The organism is Citrobacter sp. FDAARGOS_156 (assembly GCF_001559235.2).
In the GTDB taxonomy this organism is placed as follows: Bacteria; Pseudomonadota; Gammaproteobacteria; order Enterobacterales; family Enterobacteriaceae; genus Citrobacter; species Citrobacter youngae.
Genome location: NZ_CP014030.2, coordinates 2,754,558 through 2,772,392, shown reverse-complemented (window position 1 = coordinate 2,772,392; position 17,835 = coordinate 2,754,558). Strand labels below are relative to the sequence as shown.

Annotated in this window: 15 protein-coding genes and 1 pseudogene; 8 read left to right on the top strand and 8 right to left on the bottom strand. The window is 48.0% G+C overall.

Translation table 11 applies throughout. The features are described from left to right. Window positions 1–166: 166 nt before the first annotated feature. Complete coding sequence (locus AL515_RS13505; protein WP_048211539.1) at window positions 167–1,540, bottom strand: aminotransferase-like domain-containing protein; 1,374 nt, start codon at window positions 1,538–1,540, stop codon at window positions 167–169. Between the two features lie 102 nt (window positions 1,541–1,642). On the opposite strand from AL515_RS13505, the gene AL515_RS13500 reads away from it, so the two are divergent. Continuing rightward, window positions 1,643–2,404 (top strand): AzlC family ABC transporter permease, encoded by a 762-nt coding sequence (locus AL515_RS13500; protein ID WP_225807910.1) that lies wholly within the window; start codon window positions 1,643–1,645, stop codon window positions 2,402–2,404. Further along, on the top strand, window positions 2,404–2,703 hold the full coding sequence (locus AL515_RS13495) for an AzlD family protein (RefSeq protein ID WP_061067985.1): 300 nt from the start codon (window positions 2,404–2,406) through the stop codon (window positions 2,701–2,703). Before AL515_RS13500 ends, AL515_RS13495 begins: the two co-directional genes overlap by 1 nt. Window positions 2,704–2,964: 261 nt before the next feature. Here AL515_RS13495 and fnr read toward each other — a convergent pair whose 3' ends face one another. Continuing rightward, window positions 2,965–3,717, bottom strand: coding sequence for a fumarate/nitrate reduction transcriptional regulator Fnr (fnr, locus tag AL515_RS13490; RefSeq protein WP_003020397.1), 753 nt, complete (start codon window positions 3,715–3,717; stop codon window positions 2,965–2,967). Window positions 3,718–3,911: 194 nt separating this feature from the next. Next, a complete protein-coding gene (gene ogt / locus AL515_RS13485) occupies window positions 3,912–4,427 on the bottom strand; it encodes a methylated-DNA--[protein]-cysteine S-methyltransferase (RefSeq protein WP_048211542.1) in 516 nt (171 codons plus the stop codon). A 197-nt stretch (window positions 4,428–4,624) separates the two neighbouring features. On the opposite strand from ogt, the gene smrA reads away from it, so the two are divergent. Continuing rightward, entirely contained in the window at window positions 4,625–5,188 is a 564-nt protein-coding gene (gene smrA, locus AL515_RS13480; RefSeq protein WP_048211543.1) for a DNA endonuclease SmrA, read from the top strand. Between the two features lie 12 nt (window positions 5,189–5,200). Here the strand turns inward: smrA and AL515_RS13475 are convergent, their stop codons facing one another. Together AL515_RS13475 and AL515_RS13470 are read right to left on the bottom strand one after the other, a co-directional pair. Continuing rightward, window positions 5,201–6,433, bottom strand: coding sequence for a GGDEF domain-containing protein (locus tag AL515_RS13475; RefSeq protein WP_061067984.1), 1,233 nt, complete (start codon window positions 6,431–6,433; stop codon window positions 5,201–5,203). A 67-nt stretch (window positions 6,434–6,500) separates the two neighbouring features. Next, window positions 6,501–8,615, bottom strand: a complete 2,115-nt coding sequence (locus AL515_RS13470) for a putative bifunctional diguanylate cyclase/phosphodiesterase (protein WP_061067983.1) — start codon at window positions 8,613–8,615, stop codon at window positions 6,501–6,503. A 411-nt stretch (window positions 8,616–9,026) separates the two neighbouring features. Between AL515_RS13470 and AL515_RS13465 the strand changes: the two genes are divergently transcribed. The 4 genes from AL515_RS13465 (at window position 9,027) to dbpA (ending at window position 13,195) form a co-directional block, all read left to right on the top strand. Then, entirely contained in the window at window positions 9,027–10,193 is a 1,167-nt protein-coding gene (locus tag AL515_RS13465) for a methyl-accepting chemotaxis protein (RefSeq protein WP_071887347.1), read from the top strand. 157 nt (window positions 10,194–10,350) lie between these two features. Next, entirely contained in the window at window positions 10,351–11,334 is a 984-nt protein-coding gene (gene zntB / locus AL515_RS13460) for a zinc transporter ZntB (protein WP_061067982.1), read from the top strand. A gap of 276 nt (window positions 11,335–11,610) precedes the next feature. After that, the gene (gene ynaL, locus AL515_RS24120) at window positions 11,611–11,793 is read left to right on the top strand and encodes a proline-rich small protein YnaL (protein ID WP_071887346.1); all 183 of its coding nucleotides are present in this window, start codon (window positions 11,611–11,613) and stop codon (window positions 11,791–11,793) included. Window positions 11,794–11,821: 28 nt separating this feature from the next. Further along, window positions 11,822–13,195 (top strand): ATP-dependent RNA helicase DbpA, encoded by a 1,374-nt coding sequence (gene dbpA, locus AL515_RS13450; protein ID WP_061067981.1) that lies wholly within the window; start codon window positions 11,822–11,824, stop codon window positions 13,193–13,195. Between the two features lie 95 nt (window positions 13,196–13,290). Here the strand turns inward: dbpA and ttcA are convergent, their stop codons facing one another. The 3 genes and pseudogenes from ttcA to AL515_RS13435 all read right to left on the bottom strand — a co-directional run bounded on the left by ttcA (window position 13,291) and on the right by AL515_RS13435 (window position 15,488). Further along, complete coding sequence (gene ttcA, locus AL515_RS13445; RefSeq protein WP_061067980.1) at window positions 13,291–14,226, bottom strand: tRNA 2-thiocytidine(32) synthetase TtcA; 936 nt, start codon at window positions 14,224–14,226, stop codon at window positions 13,291–13,293. 49 nt (window positions 14,227–14,275) lie between these two features. Continuing rightward, window positions 14,276–14,818: pseudogene (locus AL515_RS13440) on the bottom strand (site-specific integrase); the annotation flags it as partial. A gap of 427 nt (window positions 14,819–15,245) precedes the next feature. Then, a complete protein-coding gene (locus AL515_RS13435; RefSeq protein ID WP_061067978.1) occupies window positions 15,246–15,488 on the bottom strand; it encodes a hypothetical protein in 243 nt (80 codons plus the stop codon). Between the two features lie 614 nt (window positions 15,489–16,102). Between AL515_RS13435 and AL515_RS13430 the strand changes: the two genes are divergently transcribed. Continuing rightward, a complete protein-coding gene (locus AL515_RS13430) occupies window positions 16,103–17,716 on the top strand; it encodes a mechanosensitive ion channel family protein (RefSeq protein ID WP_061067977.1) in 1,614 nt (537 codons plus the stop codon). Window positions 17,717–17,835: the final 119 nt, after the last annotated feature.

Sequence of the window (17,835 nt, the reverse complement as noted above, 5' to 3'; positions counted from 1 at the left end):
TCCTTACAACTGTCACCGCAGTTTGTATTTAAAAGAGTAACCCAATAATGTGGATTGAAACAGGGGAGAACCTCTTGCCAGATCAATAAACTGGGGAAATCTCCAGCTTTTCCCCACATCCCGCTCAATTTAAACCATTTTCCGTTGTTGCTATTGTGCTTGCGCACTACACGGAAAAAGTTTGGACGTGTGGACGTTTCAACTGCCCGGCAATCTCTTTAAGAGTTAAGAGTGCCCGGTGAAGTTGTTCGATCTCCGGCCCACCAATGCACAGTCGGATACCTGACTGCTCGGATAACGGGTTGACCTCTGTTGATACGGGTGAGGTAACTTTGATCCCTGCCGCTAAGGCTGCTTCGTAGAACGGCTGTACGCTTTCGCGAGCCAGTGGCAACCAGAGGTGAAAGCTGGGATGCCCGGAGCGATAAAGATGCTCACCTAAAATAGAAAAGGCTAATTCATAGCGGCGAACTGTTTCGTGTTCTATCGCAGAGGTTACGGTTTCCGCAGTACCATCAAGTAACCATTGCTCCATGATCGCGCAACTTATCGGGGAAACCATCATTGCCGTTGCTCTGAGCATGGATTCAGCTCGGGAATATAGCTGTTCAGGCAGCAGAAGTCCGCCGATGCGTAACGTGGGGTTCAGTATTTTTGATAAACTATTTACATACAAAGTGATATCCGGTGCTAATCGGGCAATTTGTGGGAGTTCAATATTACGGGTGAGTCGATAGACATCATCTTCGATAATAAATAATGCGTTTGCACGGCAAACGCGTATCAGGTCTTTTCGCCGGGCAAGACTCATTATGCGCGTCGAAGGGCTTTGTAGCAGGGGAGTGACATATACCGCACTGCGTTTGTCATCGCTGGCATCCAGCATTTTCTCCAATACTGAAACATCCATCCCTTCGTCATCCATCGGGATGCCAACCAGTCTCAGTTTTAACAGCCGTGAAAGTTGGATCAGTCCGGAATACGTTTGCGCCTCCACATAAAGTGTCCCAAAAGGTTCGCATACCGTTGATAACGCCACTGAAAGCGCATGTTGCGCTCCGCTGGTAATAATGAGTTGGCGATAATCAGCGGGCATTCCCAGCCTGTTGAACCAGCGAGCCATCAGGCGACGGTGTTCGTCATGGCCGGCTGCCGGCGCGTAAGTGTTGAACATGTCCATATCCGGACGGCGAGCGATTGCCGAAAGTGTCGCGCTGAGTGAACGCGAGCTTAGCGCAGCCGGGGGGGTATTTTGCGACAAATCGATGACGGTCTGACCACGCGAATTTGCTAGTGCTACAAACATCCCGCTTCCTTTCACACTTCTGACAAGTCCACGTTTCTCAAGGATCCCATAGGCTTTCGTTACGGTGCCAAGCCCGATACCCAATGTGTCCGCTAAATTACGGTGGGCTGGTAAGCGGGCGCCATGCTGAAGCGATCCTGAGAGGATATCTTCGGCCAGGGCCTCAACTAATTGTTCTGTTGGAGATGTCGCATTGCTGGACAGTCTTGGCTGCCAGGGAGAACGCTCACGCATCGGATCACCATAAGTGTAATGTGACACTATTTATATTTACTAATAGTGTCACGCATTCTATTCTGACGCCAGTATCAAAATGGGTCAGAACAGGCATCGGGTATGAGTGTGAAAAGTATGAGTGAAAGTATAGATGGCGCAGGATCTGCAGATGATCCGACAGCTATTAATAGTATTAGAAAAGACGTTGTCCGTGGGTTGAAAGACGGTTTTCCCGTTTTACTTGGCGTGATTCCTTTTGCTCTGGTTTTGGGGGCCCAGGCCAGCCATAAAGGACTCAATGGTTTAGCTGTTCCGCTAATGACGGGATTAAATTTCGCTGGTGGATCTGAATTTGCAGCAATACAAATCTGGACTTCACCTCCCCATATTTTTCTTATTATGGCAGTTACATTCCTGGTTAATAGCAGACATATTCTGATGGGGGCAACTCTTGTTCCGCTGTTGATGCGTTTTTCTAAGCGTAAAGTTTTACCTGCACTTTTTTTTATGACTGATGAAAGTTGGGCGTTAAGTTATAGTGATGCATATAAAAGAAGCATTAATAATGTTCCTCATTTTAGTATGCCTTATTATTTAGCCGCTTCTTTTTCTTTTTATATTATGTGGGTAGGTTGTACCACGTTAGGCGCGTTAATCGGCCCTGTGCTTGGCGATGTTCATCACTACGGTTTTGATATGGCTTTTCCCGCTGTATTCCTTGTGCTTGTCAGGGGCATGTGGAGCGGTTTTCGCAAAGCGATACCGTGGTTTGCCAGCCTGATTGTTGCGGTTGCGGTTTATCATTATGTCCCCGGTGTTTGGTATGTCATGGCAGGTCCGTTGGTGGGATTAGTGGTTGCATGGTTGCAGGGGGATAAATAATGCCAGACCAGCAAACGCTGTTCGCCATCCTCCTGATGGCTCTGACCACCTATGCGACACGTATTGCGTCGTACATGATATTGCGCAATCGGGTGTTATCCCCCAGATCGATGGCCGTTCTTAAATCATCGCCAGGATGCGTCATGCTGGCATTTATCGCACCTTATTTTGCGTCCGGAAACCCTGCCGATCTTATCGCATTAGGTTTAACACTGATCGCCGCATTACGTTTTCCTATGCCTGTCACCGTTGCTATTGGTGTGCTGACCGCTGCTATCCTGCGTCATTATCTCGGCTGAGAATATTGGATTATTTACAGAAGTAAATGTCTGACCATGGAATAGTTTGGTTATTAAATTGAATCACCTCAGAGGCTTTTTATGCTACCAGGCAGGAAAGAGTTTTTAACCGTAGTTATTGTGACAGCATTAATGATGGGAATATTTATATTGAGTACACTTATAGTGTTTATATTTTAATTAAATCAGAGCAGAAGAGCCTTCTGCCAAACCATTAAATTGGGGTAATTTAGCAATTTGACAGAAGGTTAACTGAGAAGGTTACGCAACGTTACGCGTGTGGCCAGCAAGGACGGCCAGCGCGTCGCTATTCTCAATAGTGATATATTTACCTTTCACCGCCAGCATACCGCTTTTCTGGAAGCGACCCAGCAGGCGGCTAATGGTTTCAACCGTCAGGCCGAGGTAATTACCGATATCGCCACGGGTCATTGTCAGACGGAATTCGCGCGGAGAGAAGCCTCGCTGGGCAAAACGGCGGGACAGATTGTAGATAAAGGCCGCCAGGCGCTCTTCAGCATTCTTCTTCGACAACAGCAGGATCATGTCCTGGTCGCCTTTGATTTCGCCACTCATCAGACGCATCATCTGTTGACGCAGGTTCGGCATTTTACCGGACAGGTCATCCAGGGTTTCGAAAGGAATTTCGCATACCATTGACGTTTCCAGCGCCTGGGCAAAGCTTGGGTGGTGACCGCTGCCAATCGCGTCAAAACCAACCAGGTCGCCCGCTAAGTGGAAACCGGTGATTTGCTCATCGCCTTGTTCGGTAATGGTATAGCTTTTTATCGTTCCGGAACGGATAGCATAGAGTGACTTAAGCTCGTCACCTGCTTTAAAGAGCGTCTGCCCCTTTTGGATAGGCTTTTTGCGCTCGATAATGTTATCGAGCTGGTCAAGCTCATGCTCGTTAAGTGTGAACGGGATGCAAAGCTGGCTGATGCTGCAATCCTGGCAATGGATAGCACAACCGCCAGACTGAATGCGCCGTATAATTCGCTTTTCCGGGATCATAGGTCTGCTCAAGCCGTAATTGATATTTGTCAATTTTAACATCTTTTTGGTGAGCACGTAAGCCTGAGCTACTCCCAATAGAGAATAATTCAGGCATAAGCGAGTTGAATGTTTGTATCTATCTGATTAACCGCACTTTATTTGGGGATGCATTGTGTGGAAGTGTGATGAATAAGGCATTAATTGCCTGGATTCTAGAGTAACAGATAGCCTTCATGGCGCAATAACCACTCTTTTCGCTGCACGCCACCCGCATAGCCAGTCATTGTGCCATTCCGTCCAATCACGCGGTGGCACGGGACGACGATGCTGACAGGATTGGAACCATTAGCCGCACCAACGGCTCTGGCGGCACCGGGGCGCCCCAGTTGTTCAGCCAGTTGTCCATAATGCATGACCTGCCCGCAGGGGATAGAACGTAACGCTTTCCAGACCTCGCGTTGGAAAGGGGTTCCCGCTGTTGCGGTTTCAAGCGTATCTATAATGCTGAGATTTCCCGCAAAATACTCTGCCAGCTTATCGCTTAGCCCTCCGGGGTTTTTGGCAGCAATACGCTGATAACCCTCGGAACGATAATGAATATCGAGTAATTGCTCCATACGATCGCGATGTTGATCCCATTCAACCGCACGCAGGCGAAATTGCTCATCACAAATTACCCACAACGGGCCTAGGGGTGTTGCAATGATGTCTTCAAGTAAGTTCAGCATCCGTTTTTCTCATTACAGGCGGGGTTACACATTATCATGTCAGTGATAGTCGTTTCTATACCCCCAAAAACGGATCTTAACTTGTGGAGGTAAAGGAATGTCGAACGGTGCGTTATTGGAAATAACCGTAAACCGTTGTCGGTATAATAGTGCGCGGTTATGATAATGACCGTCGTAAAATCGCTGGAGGATGAAACATGAACCATGATGATGCATCGCTGTTTCTTGACGCCATGGGGGATGTTCAACCACTGAAGGGATGCGCCGATGTTCACTGGCAGCCAACGCGTAATCTTCGCGCTCCGGCACGTATTGATACGCTGCAGCTGGATAACTTTCTCTCGACAGGTTTTCTGGATATCGTCCCGCTGAGCGTTCCGCTGGAGTTTCGTCGTGAAGGGTTACAGCATGGCGTGACTGACAAGCTGCGCACCGGGAAATATCCGCAACAAGCAAGCCTTAATCTTGTGCGACAGCCCGTTGAAACCTGCCGCCAGATGCTATTTAGCTTTATTTTACAGGCGCAGCAGGATGGGTTGCGCAACGTCCTGGTGATTCACGGTAAGGGGCGTGATGATAACTCCCATGCCAACATCGTTCGTAGCTACGTCGCGCGTTGGTTAACGGAGTTTGATGATGTGCAGGCTTTCTGCACCGCACTGCCGCATCATGGCGGCAGCGGGGCATGTTATGTGGCGTTACGTAAAACGGCGCTGGCGAAACAGGAGAACTGGGAACGCCACGCTAAACGTAGTCGCTAGACAGGGTAGTCATCAGGCAGCCAGCACTCTGTTTCTGCCTTCATTTTTGGCTTTGTACAATGCGTCGTCCACGCGTTTAAATAACTCATCAATACTTTCATTGGCTTCGTGTCGTGCCACACCAATACTGACAGTAAAGCGGGGAAGGCCAGGGAGGCTCACCTTGGCTACCGTCGCGCGTATTACTTCAGCGAGATTAAGTGCTGCATCTAAAGACGTGTGTGGCAAAAGCAGTACAAACTCTTCTCCCCCCCAACGAAAAACCAGATCGTCTTTTCTTGCACAGGATTCCAGGGTTCGTGCCAACGCGCAAAGTACATCATCCCCTTTTAAATGCCCGAAAAGATCGTTGATGCTTTTAAACCGGTCGGTGTCGATTAGCAGCAAACTGTAATCCTGCGTTAACGATGTTGTGTGTGTCTGCGCTGGCTCAGTTATCTGATAAAAATGCCGCCGGTTGAGTAATCCGGTTAACGCGTCATGCAAGGCGGCGCGTTCCAGTTCCAGTTCCAGACGTTTTTGCTCGGTAATATCGTGAACAATGCACAGCATCAGCTTATTGCCGTAGATTTCGATAGGACCGGCATAGGTTTGTACGTGACGGGTGCTTCCATCGGCAAGTCTGTGGACAAAATGTAAGGGCTTATGGCCACCAGGAAGATGCGCAATTTTATGCATTATCGGCAATATATGGCGCCCCAGCATATTGATTTCCCAGGTATGCTTCTGACACATCACGTCATGATCATAGCCATAGAAATTCAGGGCACTGAGATTTGCATCCACAATCAATCCGTCGCGTGACGGATCAATAAGCAACATGGGTGCTGAGTTAGTCTGGAAAAAACGGGCATAGAATCCTTGTTTTTTCCGCTGATAGGTGGCAGAGCGGCTGGCTTTCAGACCTTGCGCTGTCGGTGTTTCAATGCCTTCATAGAGGATAACATCACCTATATCCTGAAGCGTCCTGATGGACAAACGACAGGCCAGCGCGATTTCCTCGCTTTCGCGGTAAACCGTGAGTATCTCTACAATGTCATGATGATTTCGCAAATCACTAAGATACATAGGTAAATCATTTTGTGCGTGCGTGGAGAATGTGCCTTTTCTGAGAGGGGGGAAACACGGGGCCTGCATCAGTTCCCGTGCAACGGTATTGGCGAACACCAGTTCTTCGGTATGTGGCGAAACGATCCAGACCGGAATGGTTAATAAATCCAGTGAATGCAGCTCGTTTATGCTCATCGATAATCCCGTTATCTTCATATGCTGTGTTGCCGGTTTATTGGCGAATTTTTTTAATTATGCAATCTCACAATGTTATTGATTGTCGGTGAGACAAGGGTTGTACCGTTGGTTTTACTTTTGTGGCGTTTTCAGTTTGTATCAAGTCATAGATTTTATGTGCTGGCAGCGGTTTCGCATACAGGAAGCCTTGCAGCACACCGCAGCCCATCTGGGTTAACAGCGTTTCCTGCTCCTGGGTCTCTATACCCTCTGCCACAACGCGCATATTCATAGAGTGCGCTATGTCTATAATAGTAGACACGATTTTTGTATTTTTGCTGTTCTCACTAATATCTTTGACAAATATTCTGTCGATTTTTAATTCTCGTGCCGGAAGTGATTTCAGCATCAATATATTTGAATAGCCGGTGCCAAAATCATCAATAGAAACGGTGATCCCCAAATCGGCAAACGCGTTCAGGACTTCTACGCTGCGTTTTAAATTTTTAAGTGCCGTACTTTCAGTCAGTTCCAGCGTGAGATGTGCTGGTGAAAGCTGATATTGTGCCAGGGCGTTGCAGACTATATCGACAATATCAGGTTGTTCAAACTGGGCTGGTGACAGATTAACGGCAAGGGTCCACTCCGTGTGGCCTTGTGACTTCCATTGATATAACTGACTGCATGCCTGCTGGAGAACCCAGGTGCCGACAGGAATAATCAGGCCTGTTTCTTCAAGTGCGGGCAGGAATTCAGCCGGCAGCAGAATGCCGCGTTCAGGATGGTGCCAGCGTAACAACGCCTCAAAACCCGTCAGAGAGCGATCCCCGGCGGTGTATTTAGGTTGATACCATAATTCAAATTGATTCCGCTCAAGCGCTTGCGACAGTTCCTGCAAGAACGTTGGCGGCGTATCGGCGATAGCCTCCATCTCTGGGGTATAAATCGCCCAGCCGTTTCTGCCAGCCTGTTTGACATGATACATCGCAGTATCGGCTTTAACTTTTAGCTCATGTAACGTTGAGCCGTGTTCGGGATAAAGACTGCTTCCCGCGCTTAACGAAACGCGAATGGTATGTCCAAACAGTGTAAAAGGTTCTTTGACGGCGCTGGCAATACGGGTCATCAGCACCGAAATTGCTTCCCGGTTGCTGTTTGGCACCAGCAGGATAAATTCATCACCACCCAGCCTCGCCAGCGTCATGGTGTCCTCAAGGCAGTTGTATATGCGGTGTGTGCTGGAGATAAGCAACTGATCGCCAATGTGATGGCCCCAGGTGTCGTTTACGATTTTGAATCGATCAAGGTCGATAAAGACCAGGGCGAAGTGTTGTTGATGCAGTTTGGAATGACGCAGGCAGGTCTGTAAGCAGACGTCTATTTGCGTTCGATTGGCAAGGCCGGTCAGCGCATCGAAGTGGACCTGGTGCTCAAGCTGGCAGTTCAGTTGATGCAGATTATCGGCCAGTCTTGAGGTGCGTAGCTGAGAATCCACCATCGAAATGACCAGCATAATACCCAGAATCACCAGCGTGACGGCGCAGACCCAGATAGAGAGTTCCAGCGTGCTCAGTCCATCATGCGCAGTGTGACCGAAATGCGTGAAGGTGGCCGCCCCCATCCCGGTGTAATGCATTGAGGCGATCGCCAGCGCCATTACCAAAGCGGCAATAAGTCGGTTTATTAATGCGCGTCGGGTATTTTGCCGCAAATGAAAAGCTAACCACAGGCCGATCCCTGACGCGATAATGGCAATGACCACGGAAAGCAAAATAAGTGAGAACTGCCAGCGGATAGCAACATGTTCAACGATAGCGACCATGCCAACGTAGTGCATGGTCACAACACCGGTGCTTAATAGGCTTGTTGCAACAATAAGCCGCCTGGTCGAAAGCGTTTGACCTGATATCGCAATATTGATGGCAAGCGTCGCGGAAATGAGAGCGATCAAAAAAGAAAATGCCGTGAGTGAAAAGTGATAATTAATTGGCATACTCATTTTCATGGCCAGCATGCCAATAAAATGCATCGACCAGATCCCCATCCCCAGCGTTGCCCCGCCAGATAAACGCCAGAAAGTCGATTCCCGACGATTAGAGATCGCCACTTTCCCTGCGCTATCGAGGGCAATAAACGAAGCAATGAATGCGACAACAAAGGAAATCCCAATCAGTACAGGGTCCCATGACACGTGCAACATCTTACTACCCATCGATAAAAAACCGTGATGATAAATCTAGCAGATTCTGTCCAGTTAACCTGGTAAAACCAGGCGCGTTCTTAGTTTCCTGTCAGCAGTATTAGTCTGAGCCGCTATAACGGTGGAGTACGTGATGTTTGCTTATGAAAACATTCACCGAGTTTATGATTTGGCGTATTTTTGTTCGCATTGTGCACTGGGTGACAATAGTCTGGCAACTGGCGTGAACGCCAGCTTATGCGGGATAAATAACCAAACTAATGTAAACTGGTGGTGCGATAGTGTGCTTTAAGTGAAAAGGCGGCATGCTCTCTTTGAAAGTGGAACTTTCGGTATCGCGGAATGGCAATCTGCATTGCAGGTGCTATAAAAAATAATACTCCGCGTTATTCTTTGGCAGGCAGGATTAAAATGTTAAATAATATAAGCGTCAGGACGTTTATTACTTTATTTCTGGTATGTACCGTAGTGGCCCTCAATATCGTAGAGGTAATATTATCTGCAGGATTTAATGTCATTATTGGCACTGATGTGGTTTGTACTATTTCACTATTATATTTATGGTGGTATATGACAAAATATCTCGTCGTGCCGATTAATACGGTAAAAGAAAGCATTGAAGAGGTGACTGCAGGGAATCTGGCAATGAGTATTCCTGAGTTCGGTAATAATTGTGCTGGCAGACTTATTCCGGGAATTAACAGTCTGGCGAGTAATATTTCCACGTTAGTCAGTGAGATCAGATCCTCTTCGCGGACCGTGATGACGCTTTCTGAACAACTCGCGGAGCGTAGCGCTGAACTGTCAGTAAAAACGGAACAGCAGTCTGGCGCGTTAATGCAAACAGCTGCGAATATGGATGAGATAGCGGTTAGTACGCGCAATAATGCAGACAATACGCACATGGCGAGCGCCCAGGCAAATATTGCGACACAATCTGCTCGCCAGGGGGGCGATTTAATGGTGCAGGTCGCCACCAATATGCGCTCGATCACCGACTGCGCTCAGCAGATGACTGAAATTATCGCGTTAATAGATGGTATTGCATTCCAGACGAATATTCTGGCATTGAATGCGGCGGTTGAGGCGGCGAGGGCTGGTGAACATGGCAAAGGTTTTTCTGTCGTTGCAGGTGAAGTGAGAATATTGGCACATCGTAGCGCAGAAGCGGCAAAAAGTATTAAACGGCTTATCGATGAAACGCATCACAATGTCCAGCAGGGTGCGGCGGTTGTACGTGAAGCCGAAAAAAACATGCAGGATATTGTGGGTGGTGCAGGGCAATTAAATCAGCTGATGGCGGAGATATTAACAACCACACGGGAACAGGAAAACGGGATCACCAGAATTGCCCAGGCTCTTGCCGAACTGGAAAACGTGACGCAAAGTAATGTCAGCATGGTCGATGAGTTATCTGATTCGTCCGGTATCCTGAAAAGTCAGGTGAATGATCTTCTGTCACGCACACATAAATTTCGCTTAAGTAAAAATATATCTGTCGAAACAACCACGATCTTGCATCGAGATTCTCCTGTCTCCGGACTACGTCAACGGGTTAAATGCAGTTCTTCATATTAAGATTCAACATCTGCTCGCCACAGCGCCGAACCCGTCGGCGCTTTTTATTTTCTTGAACACTTTTATGAATCATTTCAGCATAATGGGACAATGCGATATTGCTTAACATATACTGAAGACTAGACTAACGAAAAGTTTGAATGTTTATGGAGGCGCTGTGGAAGCCATTAAGGGAACCGAAGTTAATGTGCCGGATGCCGTGTTTGCCTGGCTGCTGGATGGTCGCGGTGGCGTGAAACCGCTGGAAGACAACGATGTTATCGACAGTGCGCATCCGTGCTGGCTGCATCTTAATTACACCCATTCTGATAGCGCACAATGGCTGGCGACAACGCCTCTGCTTCCTAATAATGTGCGTGATGCACTGGCGGGAGAAAGTACTCGCCCGCGCGTAAGCCGGGTCGGGGAAGGGACGCTGATTACGTTACGCTGTATTAATGGCAGCACCGACGAACGCCCTGACCAGCTTGTCGCCATGCGCTTATATATGGATGAACGCCTGATTGTCTCAACACGTCAGCGTAAAGTGCTGGCACTGGATGATGTGGTAAGTGACTTGCAGGAAGGGACGGGACCGTCTGACTGTGGTAGCTGGCTTGTGGATGTTTGTGATGCCTTAACCGATCATGCCAGTGAGTTTATCGAACAATTGCATGACAAAATTATCGATCTGGAAGACAACCTGTTGGATCAGCAGATCCCGCCTCGCGGTTTTCTGGCATTGCTGCGCAAACAACTGATAGTCATGCGGCGCTATATGGCCCCTCAGCGCGATGTTTATGCGCGCCTGGCCAGTGAACGTTTACCGTGGATGACTGACGATCACCGACGTCGGATGCAGGATATCGCCGACAGATTGGGAAGAGGGTTGGATGAGATCGACGCATGCATCGCCCGGACGGGCATTATGGCGGATGAAATTGCTCAGGTTATGCAGGAATCTCTGGCGCGAAGAACCTATACCATGTCGTTGATGGCAATGGTTTTTCTGCCCAGCACATTTTTAACCGGACTGTTTGGCGTCAATCTCGGGGGGATTCCCGGTGGCGGCTGGCAGTTTGGTTTTTCGCTATTCTGTATTCTGTTAGTTGTCCTGATTGGTGGTGTTACTTTATGGTTGCATCGTAGTAAATGGTTGTAACAACTACGTTTTTCATCGACTTTCGTGAGTGAAAACGGCGAAGTTTTTGAGCGAGGTCAATAAACCATCTACCTATTCGGGGCAATATCTCTCTCGCAGGTGAATGCAACGTCAAGCGATGGGCGTTGCGCTCCATATTGTCTTACTTCCTTTTTTGAATTACTGCATAGCACAATTGATTCGTACGACGCCGACTTAGATTAGTCGGCTTTTTTTTTGCCTGCAGGAAACCAGCGTCTACCCTAAAAGGGTCAGTCTGACTCACTGGAGGGTAATATGACCTGCTTATTCGCCCCGTTGCAGTTGCAACGTCCCCATTCCGATACTGTTCCCACCGATCCGGTTCCGATTCCCGACTCCATACCTCGTCCGCAACCTATGCCGGACCCGTCACCGGATGAAGAGCCGATTAAATTGTCGCATCACGGGCGCAGATCTGCGAGGATACGCGCCTGCTGAATGTGAGTTTTTACCGCGAGATTAAATTGTGACCGCTTTTTCAACCCTGAATGTTTTGCCTGCCGCCCAACTCGAGAATCTTAATGAGCTGGGTTATCTTGAAATGACGCCTGTTCAGGCCGCTGCGTTGCCGGCAATCCTGGCAGGAAAAGATGTTCGTGTGCAGGCAAAAACCGGCAGTGGCAAAACGGCCGCGTTTGGTCTTGGCCTGTTACAACACATTGATGCTGCGCTGTTTCAGACTCAGTCGCTGGTGCTGTGCCCAACCCGCGAACTGGCTGACCAGGTCGCCGGTGAATTGCGTCGTTTGGCGCGTTTTCTGCCAAATACCAAAATTTTGACGCTGTGCGGTGGCCAGCCCTTTGGCGCACAGCGTGATTCTCTGCAACATGCCCCACATATTATTGTTGCCACGCCGGGACGTTTACTCGACCACCTGCAAAAAGGCACCGTCTCCCTTGATGCGTTGAATACGCTGGTGATGGATGAAGCCGATCGGATGCTGGATATGGGATTTAGTGATGCAATTGATGACGTAATCCGCTTTGCGCCAGCGTCACGTCAGACATTGCTGTTTTCCGCAACCTGGCCGGAAGCGATTGCCGCGATCAGTGGTCGCGTGCAGAACAATCCGTTAACGATTGAGATTGATACAGTCGATGCGTTGCCAGCGATTGAACAACAATTCTTTGAAATCTCCTCACACGGCAAAATTCCGCTGTTGCAAAAATTACTTAGCCAGCATCAGCCGGCATCATGTGTGGTTTTCTGTAACACCAAAAAAGATTGTCAGGCTGTTTGTGATGCACTGAACGCAGCCGGGCAAAGCGCATTATCGCTTCATGGCGATCTTGAGCAACGCGATCGGGACCAGACGCTCGTACGTTTTGCCAACGGCAGTGCTCGTGTTCTGGTTGCCACCGATGTGGCGGCGCGTGGCCTGGATATTAAATCGCTCGAGCTGGTGGTTAACTTTGAACTGGCGTGGGATCCGGAAGTTCATGTACACCGTATTGGACGTACTGCCCGTGCGGGTAACAGTGGCCTGGCGATTAGCTTCTGTGCGCCGGAAGAAGCGCAACGTGCCAATATTTTGTCCGAGATGCTGCAACTGAAGCTGAACTGGCTGCCCGCACCGGGTAATGGCTCAATTCTGCCGCTGGAGGCTGAGATGGCGACGCTGTGCATCGATGGCGGTAAAAAAGCTAAAATGCGGCCTGGTGATGTATTAGGGGCGTTGACCGGAGATATTGGTCTGGACGGGGCAGATATCGGCAAGATTGCCGTTCATCCGGCGCATGTCTACGTGGCCGTTCGCCAGTCTGTGGCACATAAAGCGTGGAAGCAACTGCAGAACGGTAAGATCAAAGGTAAGAACTGCCGGGTTCGTTTATTAAAATAAATGCCCGTAGGAATGCCTGATGGCGTTCCGCTTATCAGGCCTACTGGTACTGACGTAATACCTTGTCCAGTAGGCCGGATACGGCATCCTCTCTATTACTTCACTTCCACCACGTTCAGACGCAACTCATCTAACTGGTTTTCATCTTCTTCCGGCTGCCAGCCTGCTGGTTGCAGTGGGATCTCTTCACGATCGAATGCCAGATCACCGCCATCTACCACTTCTGAGCCGTGTTTGATGCCTTTAAAATCGAACAGATTAATATCGCTCAGGTGAGAAGGCACCACATTCTGCATCGCACTGAACATCGTTTCAATACGACCTGGATACCGCTTGTCCCAGTCACGCAGCATATCAGCGATCACCTGACGTTGCAGGTTAGGCTGTGAACCACACAGGTTGCACGGAATAATCGGGAAACCTTTCGCTTCAGAGAAGCGCTCGATATCTTTTTCGCGGCAATAGGCCAGCGGACGGATCACAATATGCTTACCATCATCGCTCATCAGCTTCGGCGGCATGCCTTTCATTTTCCCGCCGTAGAACATATTTAAAAACAGCGTTTGCAGGATGTCGTCGCGATGGTGTCCGAGCGCAATTTTGGTGGCGCCTAATTCGGTTGCCGTGCGGTACAAAATGCCGCGGCGCAGACGAGAACAGAGAGAGCAGGTCGTTTTGCCTTCAGGAATTTTATCTTTGACGATCCCGTAGGTATTTTCTTCGACAATTTTATACTCAACACCCAGTTGTTCCAGATACTCCGGCAGGATGTGCTCCGGGAAGCCCGGTTGTTTTTGATCCAAATTTACGGCGACCAAAGAGAAACTGATTGGGGCGCTTTGCTGCAAATTCCGCAGGATTTCCAGCATGGTGTAGCTATCTTTCCCACCGGAAAGACACACCATAATGCGATCGCCGTCTTCGATCATATTGAAATCGGCAATAGCTTCACCTACGTTACGACGCAGGCGTTTCTGTAATTTGTTCAGGTTGTATTGTTCTTTCTTTGTAACTTGTTGATTATCTTGCATTCTTACCGTTCTCAAAAAACAAAAGGGGCATATAAGGGGCAAACTTCCATCACAGGGCTAGTTTGTTATTCAACATTGCAACCTGATCGCCATTCATTTCTTCAATCCATGTACTGTAGACTTCGTACACCATTTGCACGTTTTCATGCCCCATCTGATTAGCTATAAATGATGGGTTCGCTCCAGCCGATAATAGCCAGCAGGCAAAAGTATGCCGCGTATGGTACGGATTACGGCGACGAATACCAGCACGTTTTACAACGGCGTTCCAACTCGCACCGATGCTACTCATAGAGTAGTAAGATTTTTGCTCTTCTTTTCGCATCCGGGGCAAGAAAAAGTGTACGCGTTGGTTTTCAGTCTTACCGTACTCTCTATGGTGGAACACTATTTTTGTCCTGGGTTGTCGTGCAGTCATTTCGCGCTGAACTTTGAGCGCATCCAGTGCTGGCTCCAGTAGTTTTATCGTCCTGATCCCGGCATCTGTCTTTGGTGGTCCGAAAGTCCCAATGATGGTCAGGTTGCGGCAGACGTTGACAGTTCCCACCGCCATGTCTACATCTTCCCAAGCCAGAGCGGCCAGCTCACCGTGTATGTCTCTTTCATTTTGCTGCACCCTTATAGGGTCGGCCCTTCAGAAGCACCGCAGTAAAACATAATACCCATCACTGAATAAGAATACCTAAGCGATACAATCCCCTTTAGCACAAGGGGATCTTTATGTCTGATGTTGTCTCAGAACTGAGCTGAAACAAACCGTGATAGTTGGTTCACCAGATTAAGTGGTTGTAATGGCAAATAATGATGCAGATCGGAAAATCAACCCAACTCATACAGGTCGCTATTGAGAAATTCGAAACCCGCGAAAAATAGAAAAGGGCATATGTGTGAAAGTAAGCAGGATTGATAATTCGTAGTATTAATTCTAAATACAATGTATGCGGCTTTTTATAAAAAAAACCGCAATGCGAGGTTTAGTGTGCGACATAACTTGAATCAAAAGACATTAATTTGATTACTTACTTTGCATAACCTTTAAATACGCCTTTATCATCCATCACAGCAAGCTTACCGTTTTTATAAGCGATAAATGTATACAATCCTTGTTGGTAAGTTGTAGTTTCTTTTGTTTCTTCAGCAGTTGCTGCTGGCTTACCATCAACGACAAGGCCGTTCGGTGTCATTTCCAGTTTCATGCCGTTCCAGTGTTTCACGCCTGCTTTTTTTGCTGCCTGTGCTTTCTGGTCAACATTTTTGTGCACGTTCGTCAGAATTTCTCTCTGCTTTTACAATTAGAGAACTGCATCCGGAAACAGCAATGACTGCACAAACAATAAGAATACCTAAGCATGGTCTTTTAACTTTTACATTAACGCTCACTTTTCATTTCCTTTAATAAATAACATATAATTAATGTTTACTTTCTGCGTAAACATTAATTATATTTGATTGAAACATTAAAGTAACAATGCGGCGTCGAATAATATAATCACTTGGATGTTATTTGTATAACATAAGAACGCCCCTAAAATCTTGTCTTTTTAGATATGTGCTGGAGAAAATAAAATACATAAATAATAATGATCACCATATTAATTTTTAGCGTTACGGCTCCCCAGGAATGGTAGGAGCGTTCTCTGTGTGTATCAGAAAGGACGGAGGTATGCGTTGCTTTGAATTACAATAAGGTTGAATGACTGTACGGGATTGTTGCGTTAAATCCAGCCAAAATGCTGAGTTAACTCCATCGATAATACAAATAAAACCGTTTGTTACAGGCGTAGCATAAGCAAAACGCTAGTCTATGCTCAAGAGAGGGTGAAACCTTATTTTGATTCAGACAATAACAAGATAATTAGCCTTTGGGGTGCTTGTGATGAAAAGGGTCCTGCTCGCTTTCTTAACCTGCTTTACTACCATCATAGCTTTCACATCGATTGCCGCTGAACCCCGGCAGGAACCCTCCGAGCAAGAACGCGCACGCACAGTATATATCTTCCATCAACCGATAGTGATGCTGCAGGCAAAGTTCGGTTTGAGCACTCCGGAGGAGCGGGTGCTACGTATCCGTAACACATTGCGAAACTTCACTGAAACCGATGTGCGTGAGCCGCTAAAAATCGTTTCTGTCACCCGTTATAACCAACCTGGAAGGCTTATCGTGATGAACGGTAAACCAGTGATGTTGCTTAGCGCAGGCGACCTGGATGAAGGGGATGATCTCACACTCGATCAGGCGGCACATCGTGTACTGGGGCGCATGGAGAAGCAGCGAAAAGCGCTGAACGATCAGTTTAACAGTGGCTGGCTGGTACTTTCAGCAGTGAAGACTGCGGTGGGATTCCTGGGACTGGTTCTTTTCTGGTACTGCTCATACCGTTCCTGTCGCTGGGTGAGCCGAGTTTATCGTCGGCGTATTATTGAGAACCGTAGCTTGATCCCCCAACACTGGAGACGGTTTATTGGCGCAATTGAAACACGCTTATATGCCATTCTAATAATTCTGATAGGCATCGTGGCGTTGTATGTCTGGCTCAGTTGGGTGTTCGGTCTGTTTCCCTGGACACGCGTCTGGGGAGAATCATTAGGTGATTGGCCTGTACGCGTGGTGCAAGGGATTGCATTGTCCATCGTCTCGGCCCTGCCGGGGTTAATGATCGTACTGATCATTTTCTTCATCACAGCATTAATCCTGAAACTGTTAAAGGCGATACTCAACCAAGTGGAAGCAGGGCGTTTACAATTGCCGGGTATTCATCCAGAGACAGTAGGAGCCACCCGTAAGTTGATATCTGTGGTGGTATGGCTCTTTGCATTATCAGCAGCTTACCCTTTTTTACCCGGAGCCAATTCCTTGGCATTTAAAGGCATCAGTGTATTCTTTGGACTGATGCTCACACTTGGTTCGGCCGGGGTTATGAACCACGCCATGAGTGGGCTGGTATTGATCTACTCTCGCGCTCTGCGAAAAGGGGACATGATCCGGGTGGCTGATAACGAGGGGCTGGTAAGCGAAATCGGTATGCTGGCGACAAAGATCATCACCCGTGAAAATTATGTGGTCACGGTACCTAATGCGGTAGTGGTAAGCGGGAAAATTACTAATTTGAGCTCACAAAGCGTTAACGGAGGTGTCAACCTGACTGTTGGTGTCACTATTGGTTATGACACTCCCTGGCGCCAGGTCCATGCAATGCTCGAGTTGGCGGGCAAGCGAGCCAAAGGCGTTGATCTTTCACAGCCACCGTTGGTTCGTCAATTGAATCTGATGGACTGGTATATCGCCTACGAGTTGCAAGTATGTCTGTTACCGGGCGTGTCGCTGGCAGATGCCCGTAACGAACTGCACAGCAATATTCAGGATGTCTTCAATGAATTTAATGTGCAGATTATGTCCCCGAACTTTGTGCTGCAACCGGAAAACAGTGTGATGGTGCCCAAAGATAGCTGGTATATGCCACCGGCTATGCCACCGCAGGGTAAAGAATGACTTGCTGCCTTGATATTACTATGTCCCTATCTGGATCTTGATTCGGTTCCACGAGGATGATCTCCTGCAGTTGGAAAATTTAGTCTTCATTCGTCGAAACCCATGCTTGTGTTAATTTA